Below are 20,001 nucleotides of genomic sequence, written 5' to 3' on the forward strand. Positions count from 1 at the left end.
GTGCGTTGGACGCGTTGGGCGGCTCATCGGAACGACCGGCCGAAACGCGTGCCCTTGGGTGTCTAGCCCTGGTGCAGGGGGCGCTCGTCGATGACGGTGCCGCCGATGATCTTCTCGATGGCCCGCAGGCCGATGAAGGTGCTGTTTTCGACCTTCTCGTCGTCCTCCGAGATGTAGTCCTCCTCGGTCACGACGTGCACGGGCTTCGTGGGCACCACCTCGGATGAGGCGGGCTCGGCGGGAGGCTCAGGCTCGGTAACCGGTTCAGAAGCCGACTCATTGGCCGGCGCCGGGGCCAAAGGACCCGCCGCCAGAGGACCGGCGGCCAGGGGTCCTGCCGCTAAGGGGCTTGCCGCCAGAGGGCCTGCGGGCGCAATCGGCTCAGCCGCGGGAGCCGCCGCCTCGGGGGCCTCGGGCATTGCTTCGGCCGGTTCGTTGTAAGAGGGCTCCGCATCATAGGGCGGCTCGTCCTCGAACGGGGGCTCCTGCGCATCGCTACGACCGGGGGCCTCCTGCGGAACCCCGCTGCCGGAGGCCGCGAAGGAATCACGCTCGCCAAAGCCGCCGACCGGCGCATCCGGACCGGGCTGAGAGAGCGGTCTTGCGGGGGAGCTCGGCTCGGGCTGGGCCGGGGGCACCTGCGCGGGGAAAGGCTCTGCGGGGGAGGGCTCCACGTCGGCCGCGGGCGCAGCCTCCTCGCTCTGCGGGATGGGTGCCACGTCCCAGGCGCCCAGGGGCGCATCCACGCTGGTGGCTGCCGGAGCCGCCGCGTCGTTCACCGGCTGACCGTGGCGACGCCACGCATCCTCACCGCCGCGGGGGCCCTCCGCCAGGGGCGCGGCGGGCTGCTGGGGAGCCGGTGCGGCGGGCTGAACCTCCTGCTGAGGTGCAGGGGCGCCCGGCTTGAGGGGCTCGCCGGGCTTGACGACCTCGGCGTGAATCGTCACGGGGCCGCGCAGGAACTCGCTCACGCGGGCGGTCAGCTCGGGGACGTAGCCCTTGACCGCGCGCAGGGTTGCGATGTCGGCGCGCACGTAGAGCACGGTGCCCTCCATGCGGGCGGGGTAAACCTTCGCCAGCTGCTCCGCGGAACCCGGAACGCTCATTCGGTTAAGGATGGCACGCCAATTGCCCTGAACCGCCGCCAGCGGATCATTCGGATTAAGCTTCAAAGGCGCTGAGGGCGTACCCTCCGGAGCGGCATCAGCTGCAGGGGAAGTCGGAGCATTAGGCGCCGCCGGGGTGGTACCCGCCAGGGGCGCACCGACCGGAGCGGCAGGAGTCCGAGTCGAAGGTGCCTGCGCTGCCGGGGCCAGGGGCGCAGAGCTAAGCGGCCCACCGGCCAGTGGGGGAGCACCCGCCCCAGCCCGCTGAGAGCCGCCCTGCTGAGCCGCCTCCTGAACCGGGGCGCTAGGAGCCTGCGCGTTAGGCGCCTGAGTCTTAGGGCTCAGGCCTGCCGCAGCCATGCCCGCCGCACGCGCGGCCGACATACCTGCCGGGGTCTGAGAACCAGCCTGAGAACCAGCCTGAGAACCGGTCTGCACGCTTGCCGGGGCAGAACCACCGGCGGCCACGCGACGCTCCAACACCTGCAGGCGCGAGGCCAGCGCCGCAACCTCCGCGCCGTTCGCCGAGCCCTCCTCCACTGGCAGAAGCAGGCGGGCGCACAGCAACTCCAGCTGAAGCTGCGGGTTAGCGGTGCCCGTCATACCGTTCAGTGCATCGTTGACGGTTCCCGCCGCCAGGGTCAGTTCGCGCTCGGTCAGCGCCTGAGCCTGAGCGGCCAGGCGCTCCAGCTGATCCTGCGGAACGCCCTGCAGAATCTGCGCGGCCGATTGCGGAACGGCCTTCACCACAATCAAATCGCGCAGACGCTCCAGCAAATCCTCCACAAAACGGCGAGGATCCTGACCGGTTGCCACCACGCGAGACACCGCGCCAAACAGCGTTGACGCCTCCCTGGCGCCCAGCGCCTCTACGACCTCATCCAGCAACTGGGCGTGCGTGTAGCCCAGCAGGGCCACCGCAAGGTCGTACTCAATACCCTTCTCGGAGGATGCACCAGCCATCAGCTGATCAAGAATCGACAGCGAATCACGCACCGAGCCACCGCCGGCACGAATCACCAGCTGCAGCACGCCCGGCTCCACCGCCACCTGCTCCTGGTCGCACAGGGACTGCAGGTACGGCAAAAGAACCTCCGGCGGCACCAGGCGGAACGGGTAGTGGTGGGTACGCGAACGAATCGTGCCCAGCACCTTATTCGGCTCGGTCGTCGCGAAGATGAACTTCACGTGCTCCGGCGGCTCCTCCACAATCTTCAGCAGGGCGTTAAAGCCCTCGCGGGTGACCATGTGGGCCTCGTCAATAATGAAAATCTTGTAGCGGTCACGCACCGGCGCCAGGGTCGCGCGCTCGCGCAGGTCACGGGCGTGGTCCACACCGCCGTGGCTCGCCGCGTCCATCTCAATCACGTCGAGGGAACCGCCGCCGTCACGCGAAAGCTCACGGCACGAATCGCATACGCCGCACGGGGTGGGGGTCGGGCCCTGCGCGCAGTTCAGGCAGCGCGCCAGAATACGGGCCGAGGTGGTCTTACCGCAGCCGCGCGGTCCGGAGAAAAGGTAGGCGTGGTTGACGCGGTTTTTCTCCAGGGCCGTCATGAGGGGCACGGTAACCTGCTCCTGCCCGATGACCTCGGCGAAGGTCTCGGGGCGGTAACGACGATAAAGGGCAGTGCTCACGGCAACCTCTTAAGCTCGGGGATGCGGATAGGACAGTCCCTACCATTTTAGACGCTTTACCCCGCGCCCGAGCGGCCCGCCGTCACCGCCCGGCGAACCCCCGCCGGAGGTTCGGGTGCGGTGTTTGCACGGGCTCTGTCCAAGGGTGCGCGACGGGGTGCCGCGAGGATGCGCCGGCCCGCAACCACCGTGCGTTCGCCCCGAGTTCCCAACGCGCCAAAAATCCGGTACACTGGTTCTTGCCTCTTACGTGGCGTTATCTTGGAAAACTCCCCCAGGACCGGAAGGTAGCAAGGGTATTCGAGCTATGACGGGTGCGTAGGAGGTCTTTTTTTACCCAAAATCAGGTACCCGATAGTCATGCACCCGTCATATGCACTACGTGCCCGCTCCGCTGGCGCTTCGCGGCTTCGAATCCGGATTTGATTCTTCGCGCGCTCAGAATCCGGATTCTCAGCGGTTGCGTAAGAGGTTTTTTCATGCCCAAAAACGGGTGCGTAGGCAGTCGGATACCCGCCACACTCAGCAGTAATGTGCTTTCTATTACTTTTCCCTCATAAGGCTTGCGTGGCATCGCAAACCTGTAGTAAAGTCTTATTCGTTGCCTACGCAATGCGCAGGGAACATAGCTGGAGGATTCGCCTAGCGGCCTATGGCGCACGCCTGGAACGCGTGTTGGGTTAACAGCCCTCGGGGGTTCAAATCCCCCATCCTCCGCCACCGATCCCCGGTCTTAGATTCTAAGGCCGGGGATTTTTTGCGCCCTTGCTACTATTTCCTCAGAGCCCCTCGGGGCCCGTGCCGCCGGGCGTCCGAAAAATCTGCAGAAAGCACCACCATGATTTTCAAAAAAGTAGGCGATAGTCGCCCCTACCCCCAGCACGGCATGACCCACGCCGACTGGGGCGGTATCGCGCCGCAGCAGGTGCGTCTCGACACCCTCATTACCACCCAGAAGACCCTCAACCTTGAAACGCTCCTGGCCGAGGACTCCACCTTTTACGGCGACCTCTTCCCGCACGTGGTCAAGTGGGGCGGTGAACTCTACCTGGAGGACGGTGTGCACCGCGCGCTCCGCAACGCCCTGCACCGCCGCGCCGTCATGTACGCGCGGGTGCTCGACCTGGACTCCATCTCCCCGGCGCTGTTGCCCGGGGCCCGCAACTAGGTGACGCCGGGCGGCTTTCCGAGCCCGGACCGCGCGGTTGCCCGCAGAACCGTACAACGCAGGTGCCGAGCCATTCTATGAACGGCTCGGCACCTGCGTTTTAAAGTTTCAACGTATATCTGCGCGACGGAACTCCGTCGAACACGCCACCGCGGTAGAAAGGGGCCTACGCGGCATCCTTCTGGCCGGAGTCGTCCTGCGCGAGGGCCAACTGGGGCGCGAGTTCCTCGGAGTCCAGGCGTACCGGGTTGCCCTCGGTATCGAAGCGGGCGCCCAGACCCATCTGAATAAAGCGAATCGTGTTGAGGATCTGGTGCTCTCGGGTCTGCTCGTCCGGCGCGTCCTCGGTGCGTCCCGCGCTCGAAGAAAGCGAGCCGTGCACCAGCATCGCCAGCTCGCGGATATCGTTCTGCGGAATGTACTTCTCGGCGATGGCCGCCGAAAGGATGTTCGCCAGGACCATCTGCAACTCCTGCACGTGCTTGCCGAGCTTCGCGTAGGACTCGGGGGAGAGCATGGAGCGCATGGCCGGGCCCGGGGGCAGGTGGCGGCGCGCCAGGTCGTTGATCTGCAGGCGGATGTATATGGCCAGTTGGTCGATGGGGTTCTCGATGCCCTCCAGACCTTCGCGTAGCTCCTTGAGGAAGCGTCCGGTCTCGTCCAGGGCGTAGGCGACCAGCAGTTCACCCATGTCGGCGAAGTAGTTGTACACGGCGGTGCGGCCGATGCCCGCGTTCTTGGCGACGTCGGTCATGGTCAGGCCGGGCAGGCCTCGGGTGTAAAGAATCTCGCCGAAAGAGTCCAGGATGGCGCGCTTGGTGTTCTCGCGCTGGGCGGCGTTGGTGGCTGCAGAAATACGTGGCATAGTGACACCTTACCGCAGAATGTCAGCAAATGACGAATATATCGAATGTGTCACCAAGAAATTTGCATAATCCATGCGAATTTTCGCGTTTATGACAAAAACAAGCCCCTACAGGAACCCCAAACGCGTCGCCGTCGCCAAATCTGCACCCACCAACGACGCAATCGGATACCCCGTATGGCCACGCCCCGGAGTCACCTGCAGTAGCGTCCGCGCGCCCAGCCCCTCATAGAACGCGATACCCTCCTGCGCCGCAATACGCGCCGACCAGCTACCCTCAGTGCTCGTCGCCATGCGCCGCCGAGCCGAAGGGGAACGCCCATCCAAAACACCCACGTGCCAGCTCATCAGCAGATGCGCATGCGAAGACGGGCTCAACGCCGCCCGCTCACGCTCCCGCGCAGGTATGCCGTCAGCGCCGCCTCCACCAATGAAGGTGGCACCGCCACCGTGAAGCCAGTCAATATCGTGCGACAGCAGCTCATAGCTGAGGAACTCCGCACCACCCGAATAGCCCGCAAGCCAGACGCGGCTCATATCCACCCCGTACGCCAAGGAAATCTCCTCAATCAGGGCGCGAACCATCCTGCCGTTTGAGCGGGCACGAACCCACCAGTTATAGGTCAGCGGAGGCGCATAAGAATCGGTGTCGGTAAGGCGCGGCTCCCGCAGACTACCCGGCGACAGCACCGGCACCGACAGCATATTGAACTCAGCCGCCACCTGCGCCAGCTCGGCACGCAACGGGGAGGTGCGGCGCAGCAGGCGGCTTCCGGCGCGTGAGATGTGGTCGCCGTCGAAGTAGAGGAGCAGCCCGGGCGCCCGGCCGGTAGCGGGGTTGCTGAGCAGGTTGAGGTTATCCACGCGGTAGTAGATAGTGCGCCCTCGGTGCGAGAACGGGCGGTAACCCACAATCTCCGAAGAGGCGAGTACGAGCGGCTCAAATACCGTGGCGGCCGCTCGAACCAGGCGCGCCGCGCGGGGGAGGAGCGGATGCAACCGCGGAATGTGCGCGCTGAGCCGCCGCTGGTTGTGGTGGATCAGCGGACGACGCAGGCGGTGGCTCAACCTCTTCATGGCTCCATTGTAGGCAGAGCCTCGAGGCCGGACGCCACCTCTCGCCGCGGGCCGAGATGCCCCGGAGGCGCATGGTGCGGCTGCGCCCGAGCGTCCGAACTTTAGCGCGGGCGGCCCCCAACCTGCCCGGCGCACGGTATATGGGTACTATTAGAGAGGCTCGGGTGGCAGACGAGCCCACCGAACGCGGTCCACGTGCCGCATTTGAAGTTTACGGTGGTCAGCCCACCACACAACCACCACTAGAAACACAACGCATGAGAAAGAACCTGGGGAGAGTTATGGCTAAACCCGTTAGCGAGTCGAAGGCTCAGACGAGCACCGTGAAGGTGCCGTGGGCCGGTCGTCGCGGCTACTTTGATCTGTTGCTGGCTGCATCCTGCGTCATCCTGATTATCTCGAATATTGGCGCAACCAAGGGCGTGGAGTTCGGCCCGCTGCCCTTCGAGCTGCCCGTCATCGGTAACACCATCGTGACCGACGGCGGTTTCTTCCTCTTCCCCCTGGCCTACGTGATTGGCGACCTGCTCTCCGAGGTGTACGGCTTCAAGCGCGCTCGCCGCGCCATCGTGGCTTCCTTCGTGGCAGCCGCCTTTGCCGCCGTGTGCTTCCTAGTCATCATGTACCTGCCGGCCGCGGGATTCTACGAGAACCAGAAGTCCTTTGAGGCGGTGCTGGGCCCCGTGTGGCAGATTTACGCCGGTTCTCTGCTCGGCTACCTGTGCGGTCAGACCCTGAACGCCTGGATCATGGTGTCCATGAAGAAGGCTACCAAGGGTCGTTTCCTGTGGCTGCGCATGATTGTCTCCACCCTGGCCGGCGAGCTGGTTGACACCTTGATTTTCTGCTCGATTGCGGCTCCGGTGCTCGGCATCGAGACCATCGAGGCTTTCCTGAACTACGTGCTGGTCGGCTACGTCTACAAGTGCCTGGTTGAGGTTATCCTCATGCCCATTAGCTACCCGGTTATCGGCTGGTTTAAGCGTCACGAACTCGAGTACGTGGCCTAGCCCCGACACCGGACTGACGCACGAGGCCGCTCGATTGTTTTGCTCGGGCGGCCTTCCTCTATTCACACTTCATTTTTCGATACACAGCATTCCTAACGAAAGCGACACGTTATGTCTATACTGCGGGAGAATACCTCTGAGCAGTCGAAGGGCGACTCCCTGAGTCGTTCCCTGTCCCACGGTCAGCTGACCATGATTGCGATGGGCTTGGCGCTGGGTACGGGTCTGTTCCTGGGCTCATCCTCCGCGATTAAGATTGCGGGCCCGGGCGCTATTGTCTCCTACGCGATTGGTTCGATGATTGCGGCGATTATCGCCGCCTGCGCGGGCGAGATGTCCGTGCGTCACCCTGTTCAGGGTGGTTTCGGAACGATTGCGAGCCGCTACCTGAACCCCTTTAGCGGCTACATCACCCGCTGGGCCTATTGGGCCTGCACCGTGCCGCTGGCCGGTGCCGAGCTGGTGGCCGTGGGCCATTACGTGGCGTTCTGGTTCCCGCAGATTCCCCTGTGGGCTTCTGTGACGTTCTTCGGCGTGCTGATTCTGGTGCTGAACCTGGTGAGCGTGAAGTCCTTCGGCGCGTTGGAGTTCCTGCTCTCCTCGATTAAGGTATCCGCGGTCATCGTGTTCATGGTGATTGGCCTGCTGCTGGTGTTCGTGGGCCTGCCGAACCACGGTGCCGCGGGCGTGCAGAACCTCGTCAACGACGGCGGCTTCCTGCCGAACGGCCCCATGTCGATTTGGATTTCGATGGCCGTGGTCATGTTCTCCTTCGGCGGTGTCGAGATGATTTCGCTCTCCGCCGCGGAGGCGAAGGACCCTGCCCGCTCGGTGGCCTCCAGCGTGAAGGCGATGATTTGGCGTCTGTCCACCTTCTACGTGGTGTCCATGGCGATTATTCTGTGTCTGGTGCCGTGGCAGACGGCGGCGCAGAATTCTGACCTGACCGAGTCCCCCTTCGTGATGGTCTTCTCAGAGATGGGTATTCCCTTCGCGGCCGACATCATGAACTTTGTGGTGCTGGTGGCAGCCCTGTCGGGTGCGAACGCCTCGCTGTACGCGGCAACCCGTCTGATGCACGCCCTGGGTGCCGATAAGATGGCCCCCTCGGTTGCGGCCCGCACGACCTCCCGCGGCGTGCCGATGGTGGCCCTGCTGATTTCCTTCACCGGCGTTGTCGTGGCGACCGTGATGGCCGTGGCCAAGATCGGTAACATCTTTGCCCTGCTGATGGCGCTGGTGACCCTGTGCATCCTGGTCGTGTGGATCATGATTCTGCTGACCTACCAGGCCTACAAGAAGGACCAGGGGGATGCCTCCTCCTTCACGGTGCTGGGCGGCCGCTTGACGGCAGGGCTGGCCCTGGTGGGCGTGCTGGGCACCCTGGTGGCCCTGTTCATGCTGGACGGCTCGGGCGTGCAGGAATCCATCATGGTGGGTGTGGTCTTCTTCGTGCTGATTTCTATCGGCTACGTGATTGCCTCGCGCCGCCTGGGCGGGTTCAAGCGCCCCGACCTGGATGCAATGCACGAGGCCGAGGAGCCACAGACCCAAGCCACCGAGTCTTAGTCTCAAGTTGAGGTTATAGGATGGGGCGTCGCGGGCAAGAGCCGCGGCGCCCCGTCGCATCCGGTAACTCCCGCCTCTGCCGCAGGACGTGCGAACCGGCACCCGTACAATGGAATTATTCGCGCCCGCGACCCAGCGGTTTTGACCCCTCGGTTTCTGCAGCGCGAGCACACAGCACACATTACGCCCTCGGGCGTACTAAAGGAAGGCACAGCCGTGTCCCACAATGACAGCACCCGCGGCCCCGTCGCCGCGGGAACCGCCGAGCCTCGAACCCTTAAGCGTTCCCTGTCTCACGGGCAGATGACCATGATCGTGATGGGTTCGGCTCTCGGCACCGGCCTTTTCCTGGGGTCGGGCACCGCGATTGCCATGGCCGGCCCCGCGGTTATTCTGACCTACGCCATCGGTTCGGCGCTCGCTTCGGTGATTGGCGCGGCGACCGGTGAAATGGCGATTCGCTACCCGGTGCGTGGCGGTTTCGGCACGATCGCGACCCGTTACCTGGGGCCCTTCGCGGGATTCCTGACGCGTATTGCCTACTGGACGGCGACGGTGCTGATTGCCGGCGTGGAGCTCGTGTCGGTGGCGACCTACCTGAGTTATTGGTGGCCGCAGCTGCCGCTGTGGGTGGGCATCGCGGCATTCGGCGCGGCGCTGATTGTGCTGAACCTGACAAGCGTGAAGTCCTTCGGCATGCTGGAGTTCTTCCTCTCCTCGATCAAGGTCATTTCGATTGTGGCCTTCCTGCTGGTGGGCCTGTGCCTGATTTTCTTCGGCCTGCCCGGCCACGCCGCGGTGGGTACCGCAAACCTCTTCAATGACGGCGGTTTCATGCCTAACGGCCCGGAGTCGGTGTGGCTGTCACTGGCCGTGGTGATGTTCTCCTTCGGCGGTATTGAGATGATCTCGATCTCTGCTGCGGAGGCGAAAGATCCCTCCCGTTCGGTGCGTTCCTCGGCGAAGGCGATGATGATTCGCCTGGCGACCTTCTACGTGCTGGCCGTGCTGATTGTGGTGGCCGTTATTCCGTGGCGTTCGGCATCGGGTCTGGGCGACGCTGTGGATGCTTCCCCGTTCGTTCTGGTCTTTGAGCAGCTGGGCGTGCATGGCGTGGCGCACTTCGTGAACTTTGTGGTTCTGATTGCGGCCCTGTCGAGCGCGAACGCGAACCTGTACGCCGGCGCGCGTCTGCTGCACTCCCTGGCGGTTGACGGTATGGCTCCTCGACCGCTGGCCGGGGTGAACCGCGCGGGCGTGCCTGCGCGTGCCGTGTGGCTGTCGACCAGCGGCATGGTGATTGCTATTCTGCTGGCGCTGTACAGCCCCAAGGAGGCGTTCCTCTCCATGATTTTTGTGATTATGGTGTGCGCGCTGACCGTGTGGGTTCTGATTCTTTTCGCCTACATCGTGTACAAGCGCGTTGAGCCCGCCGCGCACGGGTTCCGCCTGTGGGGTGGACGCTTCACCGCCGGCGTGGGCATTGTTCTGCTTTTCGCGGTGTGGGTGGCGCTCTTTAGGGTGCGCGGATCCGCGATTCCCTCCGTGGTGGGCGTGGGCTACTTCGTGGTGCTGAGCGTGCTGTACTTCGCTCGTATCCGTCACAGCCACACGATTGACGACCAGACGTTTGCGGAGGCGCAGCGGGCGACGGAGGGCTACGATGCGGCGCAGCACGACGCCGACCACGCCCTCGAGACCGCGGCAAAGCTGGGACGCTAATCCCCCTCGCGGCTCTCCCGCGGCGCGAACGTCAAGAAACGAAAAATACGGAAGATTAAGGCTGCTGCCGTAATATAACCGTAAAAATAACGCAGGCCCTCGAAAGAGGTCTATTATAAATAGTGAACCGTATGATCTTGTATGCGTTCAAATGTCTGTGTGTTGGATGAGGCCTGAAAGCATCGTAGCTTTCGGGCCTCATCGTTTTAATTCGAGCAAATATTTTTAGTGGTTAAATTTCGGAAGAACATAGATTTTAATGTAAATATGTGTTTATGTGTGAATTTTCCGGAGTATTTCCGAAAGGAGTAGAGTTAAAGCCATGCGAAGCCACGAAAACCCTCAGAAAACCACTTCTGCGGCCGGCGCCTCCGCCGCCACGACCGCGGCCGATGAGCTGGCCGTGTACGTCCCCGCCCGCTGGGGCGACATGGACGCCTACGGACACGTCAACAACGTTGCCATGCTCTCGATTATGGAGGAGGCCCGCGTGGCCCTCTTCGGCCCGCCGCCCTCCTCGGGACAGAAACCGACCGTGGCACCCAACCCGCCCATCCCGCTCTTCGACCTGGTGTCCGAGGGTGTTCAGGCCCTCATCGCCGAGCACGGCATCCGCTACCTCGCGCAGCTGCCCTACACCGGTGAGCCCGTGCCCGTACGTGCACGCGTGGAAAAGGTGAGCGCCGCATCCGTGCGTATCGGCTACTCGATTCTCTCCCCGGTGGATCAGCGCGAGTGCGTGCGCGCCTTCACCGTGCTGGCCTTCTGGGACTCCGTGGCGGGGCGATTGACTCGACTCAGCCCCGAGCAGCGAGAACTGCTGAGCTCCTTCCTGCCGAAGGAATAAACGCGGGAGGGTACGGGCCTGCGCAGCCCGGATGGCTTGCGCGCAGGCCCGTATTCAGGCGGTGTTCACGGGAAACGCGTATGCTTAAGGTACCTTCTGCAAAGGGTGCAAAAGGTACAGCCCAGGAGAGAACAATGTCGTTTCACCACACTCAGGTAGCCCCCGCAGGCTGGGGTCGCCGCACCGTGCGCGCCACCGGATGCGCCGCCGCCCTGCTCCTCGCCCTGACCGGATGCTTCGGCGGTTCCCAGAGCACCGCCGAGTCCTCCCCGAACCCCACCGCCACGGCCTCACCCACCCGCCACCCGCTACCTTCCTCCACGGCCACGCCGGCTCCGAACACGCCAACACCGAGCGCAACGACCGGGCCGACCGTCACGGAAACCACGGCCCCCGCCTCAACCGCTGAGTCCGTCCCTTCCGCATCCTCGGCGGTTGCTGAGGCAAAGGCAACCCCCGTCGCGGATGCCAGCCCCGCCGCCGCTGAGACGCCGCGCGCGCCCGAGAAGGTGGAGGCTGAACGCGCCTCCGCCGGCGAGCGCTGCGGGCACATTGGCCGCAAGGGCTACCTGAAGACCGGCGCGGAAATCATGGTGCTGCGTGGCACCGTGGACTGCGCCCACGCCCTGGATGTGCTGACCGAATACGTCACCACCCCGCGAGCTGACGACAACCTGACTCAGAACCAGATCGCGAAGGTCCAGGACGCCACCTGCTACTGGAACCCGCAGTACGAGATGGTCGAAAACCGCCGCGAAGATCGCGGCGCCCCCGAGTGCACCATCGGCGAGGATATCGCCTTCGTGGCTCGCCTGCAGAACCCGGACGCCCCCGAGATCCCGTTCCTCATGGAGCCTGCCCGCTACGATTCCGGTGCCGGCTACTACCGCTTCAAGAGCTACGACGAGCGCACCGTCTGCGAGCTGAACTCCGCCGAGTCCACCCTGGCCTGCGAGCGTCGTCTGGGCGGTCAGCTCACCGACGGCAACGGCGCGGTGGGTCGTACCTTCTCGGCACCGGTGCGCATCACCCGCATGAACTTTGCCACGGGAGCCTACGACGAGCGCGTGGAGGATGTCGCCCCCGCGACCCTGCACGCCGAGAGCACGACCGCGAACACGCTCATGCTGCGACCGAATAACGTGACGGTGTTCCCCACCGATTCCGGCAAGCAGATTACCTGCTACGGTGAGCCGGAGGAGGGCGTGATGACCTGCCACGACGGCGGAACCTACTCGGTGCCCATTAGCGGCGGCCAGTTCTAGGTCGGAGTGAGATCCCGGGCGTGACGAATCGCGGAGGGGGCTCCCCGCAATGGCGGGGAGCCCCCTCCGCCCATACATAGCTTGTGGAGGTGCGGCATAGCCCCCGCACAGGCGGCGTTCTAGAATGGTTAAGGAACCCGGAACCAAAGACGCAGAAAGGTCACCATGCAACCGGCACAGACCCCTCACCCGCATCGCCGGACGAAACGATATGCCCCCGCAGCCCTTGGCGCGACGCTCCTGCTCGCCCTCGCGGCCTGCTCCGGAGGCGGCGGAACCTCGGCCTCGCCGAGCACCACCGCGACCCCCAGCCCCAGCGCGACGAGCGCGAAGGCAACTCCCACCCCCAGCCCCACTCGCACCGTGACCGTCACAGAAACCACCCCGACCCCCGGAACGGTGCAGACTGCGACCGCGGAGGCGACCGTCACCCCGGGCACCATCACGACCGCAAGCGCTACGGCTACCGCGAGCGCGCAGACCGGCGGTCAGGCTCAGGCTTCTTCGACGGCCCGAGCTTCTTCGGCCCCCTCGAGCACCGCCTCGCTTTCATCCTCCGAGGTGAAGTCCGCGGGAGGCACCTGTGGCACCCTGGAGGCCACCGGATACCTGAAGCACGACGCCACGGTTCAGGTGGCTTCCGGTGCGGTGGATTGCCTGTTTGCGCGTGAGTTGATTCGCCAGTTTGTGGTGCAGAACCCAGCCGAGGTGACCGACAAGGCCAATGGCGAGCGCGAGGTCATGTCGGCACGCTGCTACTGGAAGCCGGGCGACGGCGTGGACCGCGCGACCCCCGAGTGCGTGTCCCTGGACGGCGGTAACACCGTCATCACCGTGAAGCTGACCAACTAGCCTGCGGCTCAACCTCGGCAGAGTTTTAGGCAGTAAACACAAGCGCCGCGTCGACGACTGATTCGTCAACGCGGCGCTTTCGTGTCTCGAAGCTATCTCAGACAGCTGGCGCGGCGGGTTTTAGAGCTCTCCGCGTGCGCGGGCGGCGAGCACGTCGTCCAGGCGGGCGAAGGTTGAACGCCAGGTGGTGCGCACCTCCTCATGAACCGAGGGAGGCATGGGGCCGATCTCCACAACGATACGGGTTCCGGACCCCACGCCGTCGGCGGTAATCACGGTCTCGGGGAAGAAACGGTGACGCTGGTAGACCAGCACGCTGCCGGGGGTGCCCAGGTGATTGGGCAGCTGCTCGGCGTACTCAATCTCCTTGAAGGGCTCGATGGCCAGAAAGCGGCTCTGCAGGATGCAAGACACCGAGGGGTCCACCTCGTTAATCATGGACAGGCGCTGCATGCCGCCCACCACGGGTTCAAGCACCACGTCGGTGGGGCGCACGTGCCAGCCGGCCGGGCCGTACCAGCGGACCAGCAGCTCGGGGTCCATGTACGCGCCGAAGACGTCTTCGATGGGTGCGGCAATCTCGTGGTCGAAGACGAGGAGCTCCTCGTCGGGGACGTGGGTGATGCTCATGGGTTTCTCCTGATGAGGTCGTGGGCTGTGCGGTCGGCGGGCTTAGGGCTTCTTGCCGGAGTAGTAGTTACCGAGGAACTCGTCACGGTACTCGAAGTAGGTGCCGTCCTTGATGGCCTCGCGGGCGTCGTCCACCATGCGCACGATGAAACGCTCATTGTGGATGGAGGCGAGGGTCGCCGCCAGGCGCTCGTCCGCCTTGAAGAGGTGACGCAGGTAGGCGCGGGTGTAGTGGGTGCAGGTGTAGCAGTCGCAGCCCTCGTAGATGGGCGAGAAGTCCGCCTTGAAGCGCGCGTTGGTGATGTTGTAGCGGCCGGTGGGAGAGTAGACGGCGGCGTTGCGTGCCACGCGGGTGGGGGAGACGCAGTCGAAGGTATCCACGCCGTTTTCGATGCCGACGAAGATGTCGTCGGGTTCGGAGATGCCGAGCAGGTGGCGGGGCTTGGATTCGGGCAGCTCTTCGGCGCACCAGCGCACGATGGTGCCGAGGTTTTCCTTCTCGAGCGCACCACCGATGCCGAAGCCGTCGAAGGGCATGGAGCCGAGGTCCTGGCATGCCTTGCGGCGCAGGTCCTCGTACTGTGCACCCTGAATCACGCCGAACAGCGCCTGGTAGGGCTTACCCACGCGCTCTGCGGTCAGGCGCTGGTGCTCAGCAATGCAGCGCAGTGCCCACAGGCGGGTGCGTTCGAGCGCCTCCTCCTGGTAGCCGCGGGAGTTGTAGAGGGTGGTCAGCTCGTCGAACGCGAACATGACGTCGGCACCGATCTGGTGCTGAACCTGCATGGAAACCTCGGGGGTGAAGCGGTGAATCGAGCCGTCAATATGCGACTTGAAGTTCACGCCGTCGTCGTCAATGTGGGCGAGGCGTTCCTTGCCCTTCGCCACGTCGTCGTCACCGAGGGGGCGGCCGTCGGCGCCCTTAGCGTCCGCGACGGTGCCCATGTCGATGACCTTCTTGAAGCCGGAACCCAGGCTCATGACCTGGAAACCACCCGAGTCGGTGAAGGTGGGGCCGTCCCAGTTCATGAAGGCACCCAGGCCGCCTGCCGCGTCCAGGATTTCGGGGCCGGGCTGCAGGTACAGGTGGTAGGCGTTGGAGAGCAGAGCCTGCGCGCCGAGCTCCTTCATGGATTCGGGCAGGACCGCCTTGACGGTTGCCTTGGTGCCCACGGGGGTGAAGGCGGGGGTCTGAATCTGACCGTGCGGGGTGGTGATAACGCCGGTGCGACCGAGGAACTGTCCGCCGTTCGCGTCGATGCGTTCGGCGCCGGGGGAGGCGGTGTCCGCCAGGCGGCTGGTGATGGTGAATCCGAAGTCTTCGGTGGGGAAAGAGTTATCTAGAACGCTCATTCTTCTCTCGATCTGCGTGCGCTGTCCGTCTGAATGTCTACACCCTAGCCTACCGGAAAACCCCGCCTCTCTTGCCGGAGGCGGGGTTCGCAAGAAGCTAGCCGGGCGCAGCGGGTTTAGCTCGCCTTAGCCTGCGAAGTCGCCGAGCATATCCACGGTCGGCACGAAGAAGAGGGTGCCGGTCACCGCGGTGCTGAAATCCAGCAGGCGGTCATAGTTGGCGCCATCCACTCCGGTGAACATATTCATGAGCATCTTCCGGACGGTCGAGAAGGTGCTGGCGTAGCAGATGAAGTAGGTGCCCAGCTCGTTGTTACCCACGGTGCCGAAGGGCATGTTGTCGCGAATAACCTTGAAATCGTCACCGATATTGGCGATGGCGGAGTGCGAGTTGGCGGGTTTTTCGTCCTCGCTCATCTCAATGTCGTCCTGCTTGGAACGGCCAATGACCTTCTCCTGCTCGGAGACAGGCAGGGCGTTCCACGCGGTCATATCGTGGATGTACTTCTGTACGAACTGGTAGCTACCGCCCCTGTACATGGGGTCGCTGTCACCGATGAGACCGAAGTATTCGCGCGCCGCGGGGGTCTGCGGGTTCTCGGTGCCGTCCACAAAACCGATGATGGAGCGGCCGTCCCAGTAGCGGAAGCCGTGTACCTCATCCAGTACCTCAGCAATATCGCGCAGAGCCGCGGTAATAGCGGACGCCATATCGTAGGCGACCGACGGCTGAGTCGCACGGATGTGGAAGTGCAAATCACCGGGAGTGGACACCGCGGTGTGCTTATGGCCCCTAATCTCCTCAAATTCCACAAGCTCCTGCGGCAGCGGCTTGGGCAGATCCAGGGTCAGCCACGCGCTGTGGCTGATGCCCAGCACAATGCTGGCGTTCTCGGACGAGTAGCGGTTTGCGGCGGTGTGGTTGAGGTTAATGACGAGCCCGCAGAGGTTCTGGAACCCCTCAATGAGCGCATCCTGGCTGAGGCCTTCCTTGAACTTCCACACCATGAAAATGGTGTTAGCGTTCGGGCTGGCAGTGACCTGTTGTGATTCTGAAGCAAGCATAAAATTCACCGTACGCCCGCGCGCACGCCCCCGCAATGAACCCAGCCCTAACATACCGCCCGGTCTCTAGTAGCCGCGGTGCGAAGCGATATCGCGAGCATGGGCCAGGCGCGCGGCGGTCTCGAGAATAATCCAGGCCTGCAGCTGCGTGGAGAACTCTACGGGCACGCCGGGCTTGAGCGCCTCGCTCGTGGCCTGCGTGAAGCGCGGGGAGAACTGCACGAGCGCCCGACCGCGAATCTCGTTGGGGTCGATGCCCAGCTCGTTCATCGGCAGGTTCGGGTCGAATTCGCGGCGGCCCTCCCACAGGGCGCGGGCGGTCGAGTAGATAAGGCTGGAGGCCAGGGCGCGGGCCTCGTCGCTCAGCAGGGGCGAGGAAGCGGCCATGCCCAGGTAGCGCACCAGGATACCGGTGAAGAGGCCGCCATCGCCGTCGCCGTGCGAGATGAGGATGCGGCGGCGCGCTCCGGAGACAAATTCGACCTCCTCGGTCATGTGCTTCACGATGCCCACAATAAGGCGCTCCGCACGCTCGATGGGGTCCACCTCGCAGGGCACGCCGGAGGCGGCCAGGGTCAGCAGGGCACCCAGTGCGGTGCCCTGGTTGTAGGTGTACTCGCCGCGTTCGAGCTCGTACTCCTCGCCGCGAACGTTCACGCCGTCCATATAGAGCGAACGTTCTGCGTCCCAGAGGGTTGCGTTCATCCAGTCAATGAGGGCGGCGGCGGTGTGCGGGTCACCCGCGCGAGCGTATGCGATAGCTGTCGGTGCGGTGGCCGCGGCGTTCACGAAGTCGCGCTTGGACTTGCGCCAGCTCATGCCTCCGCCGGGCGCGAAGCCCTTGGCGAGCTGCTCGAAGAGGGCGGCCCCGGCGTCCTGCGCGGCCACGTCGTTTGCGCCGGTCAGCTCAATCGAGAAGGAGTTCATGCGGCCCACCGCGAGGGTCAGCCAGGCCATATCGTCAAAGTAGTCGTTGGCGTAGCGGCCAAGGTTGCGCACGTTGATGCCGCGCAGCAGCGAGCGGGCGCGGTGCAGCTGCTCCTGAGCCTCGGTGATGCGACCCTCGCGCAGGTGGCGCTGGCCGGCGTCGATGATGCACTCGAGCAGGTGGGCCTGCCACCAGTAGTGCCACGTGTTGAGACGCTGGCTCAGCGGGCGCGGGTCGGGTACCTGAATGGATCCGATGAGCGCTCCGGGCACGCCGAGGATGCGGTGCACGAAGGTGTCGGTGACGCTGACGGCTGCGGCCTCGGCGTGGGAGGAGGTGCGTTCCGCGTACTCGCTCATAGATGCCGGGGAGTGCGCGGTGTGGGAAGACGGCTGGGAATTCACGGTGCCCTCTATATGTGTACGGTGAAGTCTTACTTCTGCATTATCGCATTTTTTGGTGCCGGGTCATCACCGGTCCCTCCGGGGGTTCAGCTTGCCTCCCACACCGCGCTGTTCTTGCTCTCCCATGCACTTAATGTGCGACTGCTACGCAGGCTGATGGGCTCGCCGGTGATGGGATGTTCGAAGCTCAAAGTGTAGGCCAGCAGTTGTAGCGGGTGCTCGGAGCGGTCGGGTCCGTCGGGGAGCACACGCGGGTAGAGTACGTCCCCAAGAATCGGGGCGCCCAGCAGGTTCAGGTGCGCGCGCAGCTGATGGGTCTTACCGGTGTGCGGGGCGAGGTCGTAGAGGCCCCACGGGCGACCGGGTTCGACGCCCCAGGCCTCGGCCTCGGCCGGGTCGGGGGTGAAGGTTTCCAGGATGCGCGCGGTGGTGAGGGTGTTCGGCTCCACGCCCCGCGCCACGTACTCTGTCTCAGAGAGCTGCCGGACCTGCAACACGTCGCGCACCTTCTGAATGTGTGAGCGCACCCGCAGCCCCTCCGCGCTCAGGGCTTGTTCGGCGGCGGTGGGGTCGGCGGGCACCGGGGCCACGGCGCGGTAGGTTTTCGATACCAGGCGGTGCTGGAACATCATCTGGAAGGGGCGGCGCGCCTGAACCGTCTTGGCGAAGAGTAACACCCCGGCGGTGGGGCGGTCGAGTCGGTGAATTGGGATGAGCAGCGGGTTGCCCTCGCGCACGCGTAGCTTGGTCAGCGCGGTCTGCGCGATATAGGAACCGCGCGGGGTGGTGGGCAGAAAGTGGGGTTTGTCGATGGCCAGCACGTGCTCGTCCTCGTAGAGTACCGGCATGTCGGAGGGGAGTTCGGGCTCATCGGCGAGCTCGCGGAAGTACCAGATGCGCTCGCCGGGCGCGTAGGGGCTGGAGGCGGTCAGCACCGTGCCGTCATCCAGGCGCACCTCGCCGGTTTCGAAGCGGGAGTGAATAATCTGCGGGTCGTTCGGGTAGAAGCGCGCGATGAGGTAGTCGGCAATCGTGGCGGGGGCGCGTCCGCCGGGGGCGAGTTCCTCCGGGAGCTCCTCGGGGTGGGGGAGCACGAGCTGGATGGGGTCGATGCCGTTCTTCTGCGCCAGCGGAGGGGTCAGCAGGCGGCGATGCGTGCGGCGGGCGGGCTTGGCGTGTTGCACGGAGGTTTTCTGCACGGAGGTGATCCGGGTGGAGGTGCTCAGCTCCGGGGTGTTACGGGCCCTCGGCGTGTCGCGGTGGGAATCGTGGGTGGGCATGGCTCTACTGTACCGGTTGGCGCGGCGGCCTAGAGGAATCGCAGATTTATCTGACACTCATCTGCGCTTGTGGGAATATGTGGGGATAAAAACGAAATACTCACACATTTTTGAAAATATTCGGGATTTAATTTAAAAAAATAAAGCTAATTTTACAAAAACAAATGAATATATACGTTATTTTCGAAAACCCTGTAAAACCATCAGTAATAAATACTTCATTTAGAGTATATAGCCCATTGCAGATTAAAAGATGTGAAGCGTATAGAGACCTGGTAGGCTGAATAGCCTACGTCATAAATACTTTTAAAAAGGCTGAGAAGCGCATTAAAGCGTTACGATTAAGACACAGAAGTTCGAAAAATCGAACGAAGGGGTCGAAATGGGACAGAAACAGCGTAAGGAAGCTGAGATTAAAGGAACTCCCCCGGTTGCACCGGTACAATCTGACACTTCACACGCACCTCAAGGCACAGTCGCCGAGGCTAAAGTTTCTGCGCCGTCCACCGAACAGGGCGCAGAACACCGCACCGCGAGTGCGTTGCGAATGGAACCGCACGAGCGTGAAGAGCAGATTCTTCAGGTGGCTTCGGAACACTTTGCGCGCAAGGGCGTGCTCGGCGCATCCATGAGCGCCATCGCTCGCGATGCGGGCATCACCCGCGCACTGCTCTACCACTACTTCCCCGGCAAGGACTCGCTCGCCGCGGCGGTCACCCGCCGCGAGGCCAAGGCGGTTCTCGAGGCCCTGGGCGAGCATCACGAAAACCCCGAAGAGGCTCTGCGCAACGCACTGCGCACGTACTTCCTCGTGGTGGCAGGCGTCCCCACCCCCGGCGGTGAGGACTTCCCCAATAACCCCACGGACTACCTCGAATGGATGCTCAAGCGTACCGGCATGCCGATTAACGACCGCACCCGCGTCATTCTCGGCGGCTGGTTGCAGCTCGTGGATTACTTCGCCCTGCACGTGGTGCAGCTCAACCCCCGCGACCAGCGCACCGTGCGCACCCGCGGTCTGGGGCTGGAAGAAGCCATTGACCTGTGCCTGGGTGCCGTCGATACCCTCACCGGAGGCTACTAGCCTCACGGTCCACAAACTTCCCTCTCCGATGTTTGGTTGCAGGATTCGACGACAATGGGGCCGCGGATCCCCGGACGGATATTCCTCCGCCGGGCCCCCGGGCTCGAGCCGGTGGGCCGAGGTATCGCGCCACGGCCC

The 20,001-nt window shown here is 63.9% G+C and carries 16 protein-coding genes, 1 tRNA gene and 1 other RNA gene; 10 read left to right on the forward strand and 8 right to left on the reverse strand.

The window, feature by feature from the left end:
- Nucleotides 1–62 precede the first annotated feature (62 nt).
- Nucleotides 63–2,744, reverse strand: a complete 2,682-nt coding sequence (locus ADJ95_RS07265; RefSeq protein WP_049333971.1) for a DNA polymerase III subunit gamma and tau — start codon at nt 2,742–2,744, stop codon at nt 63–65.
- Between the two features lie 237 nt (nt 2,745–2,981).
- Between ADJ95_RS07265 and ffs the strand changes: the two genes are divergently transcribed.
- The 3 genes from ffs (at nt 2,982) to ADJ95_RS07275 (ending at nt 3,912) form a co-directional block, all read left to right on the forward strand.
- Nucleotides 2,982–3,078: signal recognition particle sRNA small type (gene ffs, locus ADJ95_RS09035), an RNA gene on the forward strand.
- Nucleotides 3,079–3,375: 297 nt separating this feature from the next.
- Nucleotides 3,376–3,464: transfer RNA gene (locus ADJ95_RS07270), tRNA-Ser, on the forward strand.
- 118 nt (nt 3,465–3,582) lie between these two features.
- The gene (locus tag ADJ95_RS07275; RefSeq protein WP_049333972.1) at nt 3,583–3,912 is read left to right on the forward strand and encodes a type II toxin-antitoxin system VapB family antitoxin; all 330 of its coding nucleotides are present in this window, start codon (nt 3,583–3,585) and stop codon (nt 3,910–3,912) included.
- A 166-nt stretch (nt 3,913–4,078) separates the two neighbouring features.
- Here the strand turns inward: ADJ95_RS07275 and ADJ95_RS07280 are convergent, their stop codons facing one another.
- Together ADJ95_RS07280 and ADJ95_RS07285 are read right to left on the reverse strand one after the other, a co-directional pair.
- Nucleotides 4,079–4,777: a TetR/AcrR family transcriptional regulator gene (locus tag ADJ95_RS07280; RefSeq protein ID WP_049333973.1), complete on the reverse strand. Its 699-nt coding sequence runs from the start codon at nt 4,775–4,777 to the stop codon at nt 4,079–4,081.
- Nucleotides 4,778–4,885: 108 nt separating this feature from the next.
- A complete protein-coding gene (locus ADJ95_RS07285) occupies nt 4,886–5,854 on the reverse strand; it encodes a hypothetical protein (RefSeq protein ID WP_049333974.1) in 969 nt (322 codons plus the stop codon).
- Nucleotides 5,855–6,135: 281 nt separating this feature from the next.
- On the opposite strand from ADJ95_RS07285, the gene ADJ95_RS07290 reads away from it, so the two are divergent.
- From ADJ95_RS07290 to ADJ95_RS07315, 6 genes are all read left to right on the forward strand, one after another.
- Nucleotides 6,136–6,864, forward strand: a complete 729-nt coding sequence (locus ADJ95_RS07290; RefSeq protein ID WP_049333975.1) for a queuosine precursor transporter — start codon at nt 6,136–6,138, stop codon at nt 6,862–6,864.
- A 111-nt stretch (nt 6,865–6,975) separates the two neighbouring features.
- A complete protein-coding gene (locus ADJ95_RS07295) occupies nt 6,976–8,433 on the forward strand; it encodes an amino acid permease (RefSeq protein ID WP_049333976.1) in 1,458 nt (485 codons plus the stop codon).
- Nucleotides 8,434–8,649: 216 nt separating this feature from the next.
- Nucleotides 8,650–10,155, forward strand: coding sequence for an amino acid permease (locus ADJ95_RS07300; protein WP_049333977.1), 1,506 nt, complete (start codon nt 8,650–8,652; stop codon nt 10,153–10,155).
- Nucleotides 10,156–10,477: 322 nt separating this feature from the next.
- Nucleotides 10,478–11,002: an acyl-CoA thioesterase gene (locus ADJ95_RS07305; RefSeq protein ID WP_049333978.1), complete on the forward strand. Its 525-nt coding sequence runs from the start codon at nt 10,478–10,480 to the stop codon at nt 11,000–11,002.
- A 134-nt stretch (nt 11,003–11,136) separates the two neighbouring features.
- Nucleotides 11,137–12,267 carry a hypothetical protein gene (locus ADJ95_RS07310; RefSeq protein WP_049333979.1) on the forward strand — a complete coding sequence of 377 codons (1,131 nt, stop codon included), beginning with the start codon at nt 11,137–11,139 and terminating at the stop codon, nt 12,265–12,267.
- A 165-nt stretch (nt 12,268–12,432) separates the two neighbouring features.
- Complete coding sequence (locus ADJ95_RS07315) at nt 12,433–13,119, forward strand: hypothetical protein (protein WP_049333980.1); 687 nt, start codon at nt 12,433–12,435, stop codon at nt 13,117–13,119.
- Nucleotides 13,120–13,239: 120 nt separating this feature from the next.
- On the opposite strand, the gene ADJ95_RS07320 is transcribed toward ADJ95_RS07315, so the two are convergent.
- The 5 genes from ADJ95_RS07320 to ADJ95_RS07340 form a co-directional block, all read right to left on the reverse strand.
- Nucleotides 13,240–13,749 (reverse strand): SRPBCC family protein, encoded by a 510-nt coding sequence (locus ADJ95_RS07320; protein ID WP_049333981.1) that lies wholly within the window; start codon nt 13,747–13,749, stop codon nt 13,240–13,242.
- A 42-nt stretch (nt 13,750–13,791) separates the two neighbouring features.
- Complete coding sequence (gene tgt / locus ADJ95_RS07325; RefSeq protein WP_049333982.1) at nt 13,792–15,102, reverse strand: tRNA guanosine(34) transglycosylase Tgt; 1,311 nt, start codon at nt 15,100–15,102, stop codon at nt 13,792–13,794.
- A 126-nt stretch (nt 15,103–15,228) separates the two neighbouring features.
- Nucleotides 15,229–16,167 carry a Dyp-type peroxidase gene (locus ADJ95_RS07330; protein ID WP_049333983.1) on the reverse strand — a complete coding sequence of 313 codons (939 nt, stop codon included), beginning with the start codon at nt 16,165–16,167 and terminating at the stop codon, nt 15,229–15,231.
- A 66-nt stretch (nt 16,168–16,233) separates the two neighbouring features.
- The gene (locus ADJ95_RS07335; RefSeq protein WP_049333984.1) at nt 16,234–17,499 is read right to left on the reverse strand and encodes a glycoside hydrolase family 76 protein; all 1,266 of its coding nucleotides are present in this window, start codon (nt 17,497–17,499) and stop codon (nt 16,234–16,236) included.
- Between the two features lie 86 nt (nt 17,500–17,585).
- Complete coding sequence (locus ADJ95_RS07340; RefSeq protein WP_080974968.1) at nt 17,586–18,779, reverse strand: pseudouridine synthase; 1,194 nt, start codon at nt 18,777–18,779, stop codon at nt 17,586–17,588.
- Nucleotides 18,780–19,326: 547 nt separating this feature from the next.
- On the opposite strand from ADJ95_RS07340, the gene ADJ95_RS07345 reads away from it, so the two are divergent.
- Entirely contained in the window at nt 19,327–19,863 is a 537-nt protein-coding gene (locus ADJ95_RS07345; RefSeq protein WP_049333985.1) for a TetR/AcrR family transcriptional regulator, read from the forward strand.
- Nucleotides 19,864–20,001 lie beyond the last annotated feature (138 nt).

The sequence above is a fragment of the Rothia mucilaginosa genome, from assembly GCF_001061665.1.
GTDB lineage: Bacteria > Actinomycetota > Actinomycetes > Actinomycetales > Micrococcaceae > Rothia > Rothia mucilaginosa_A.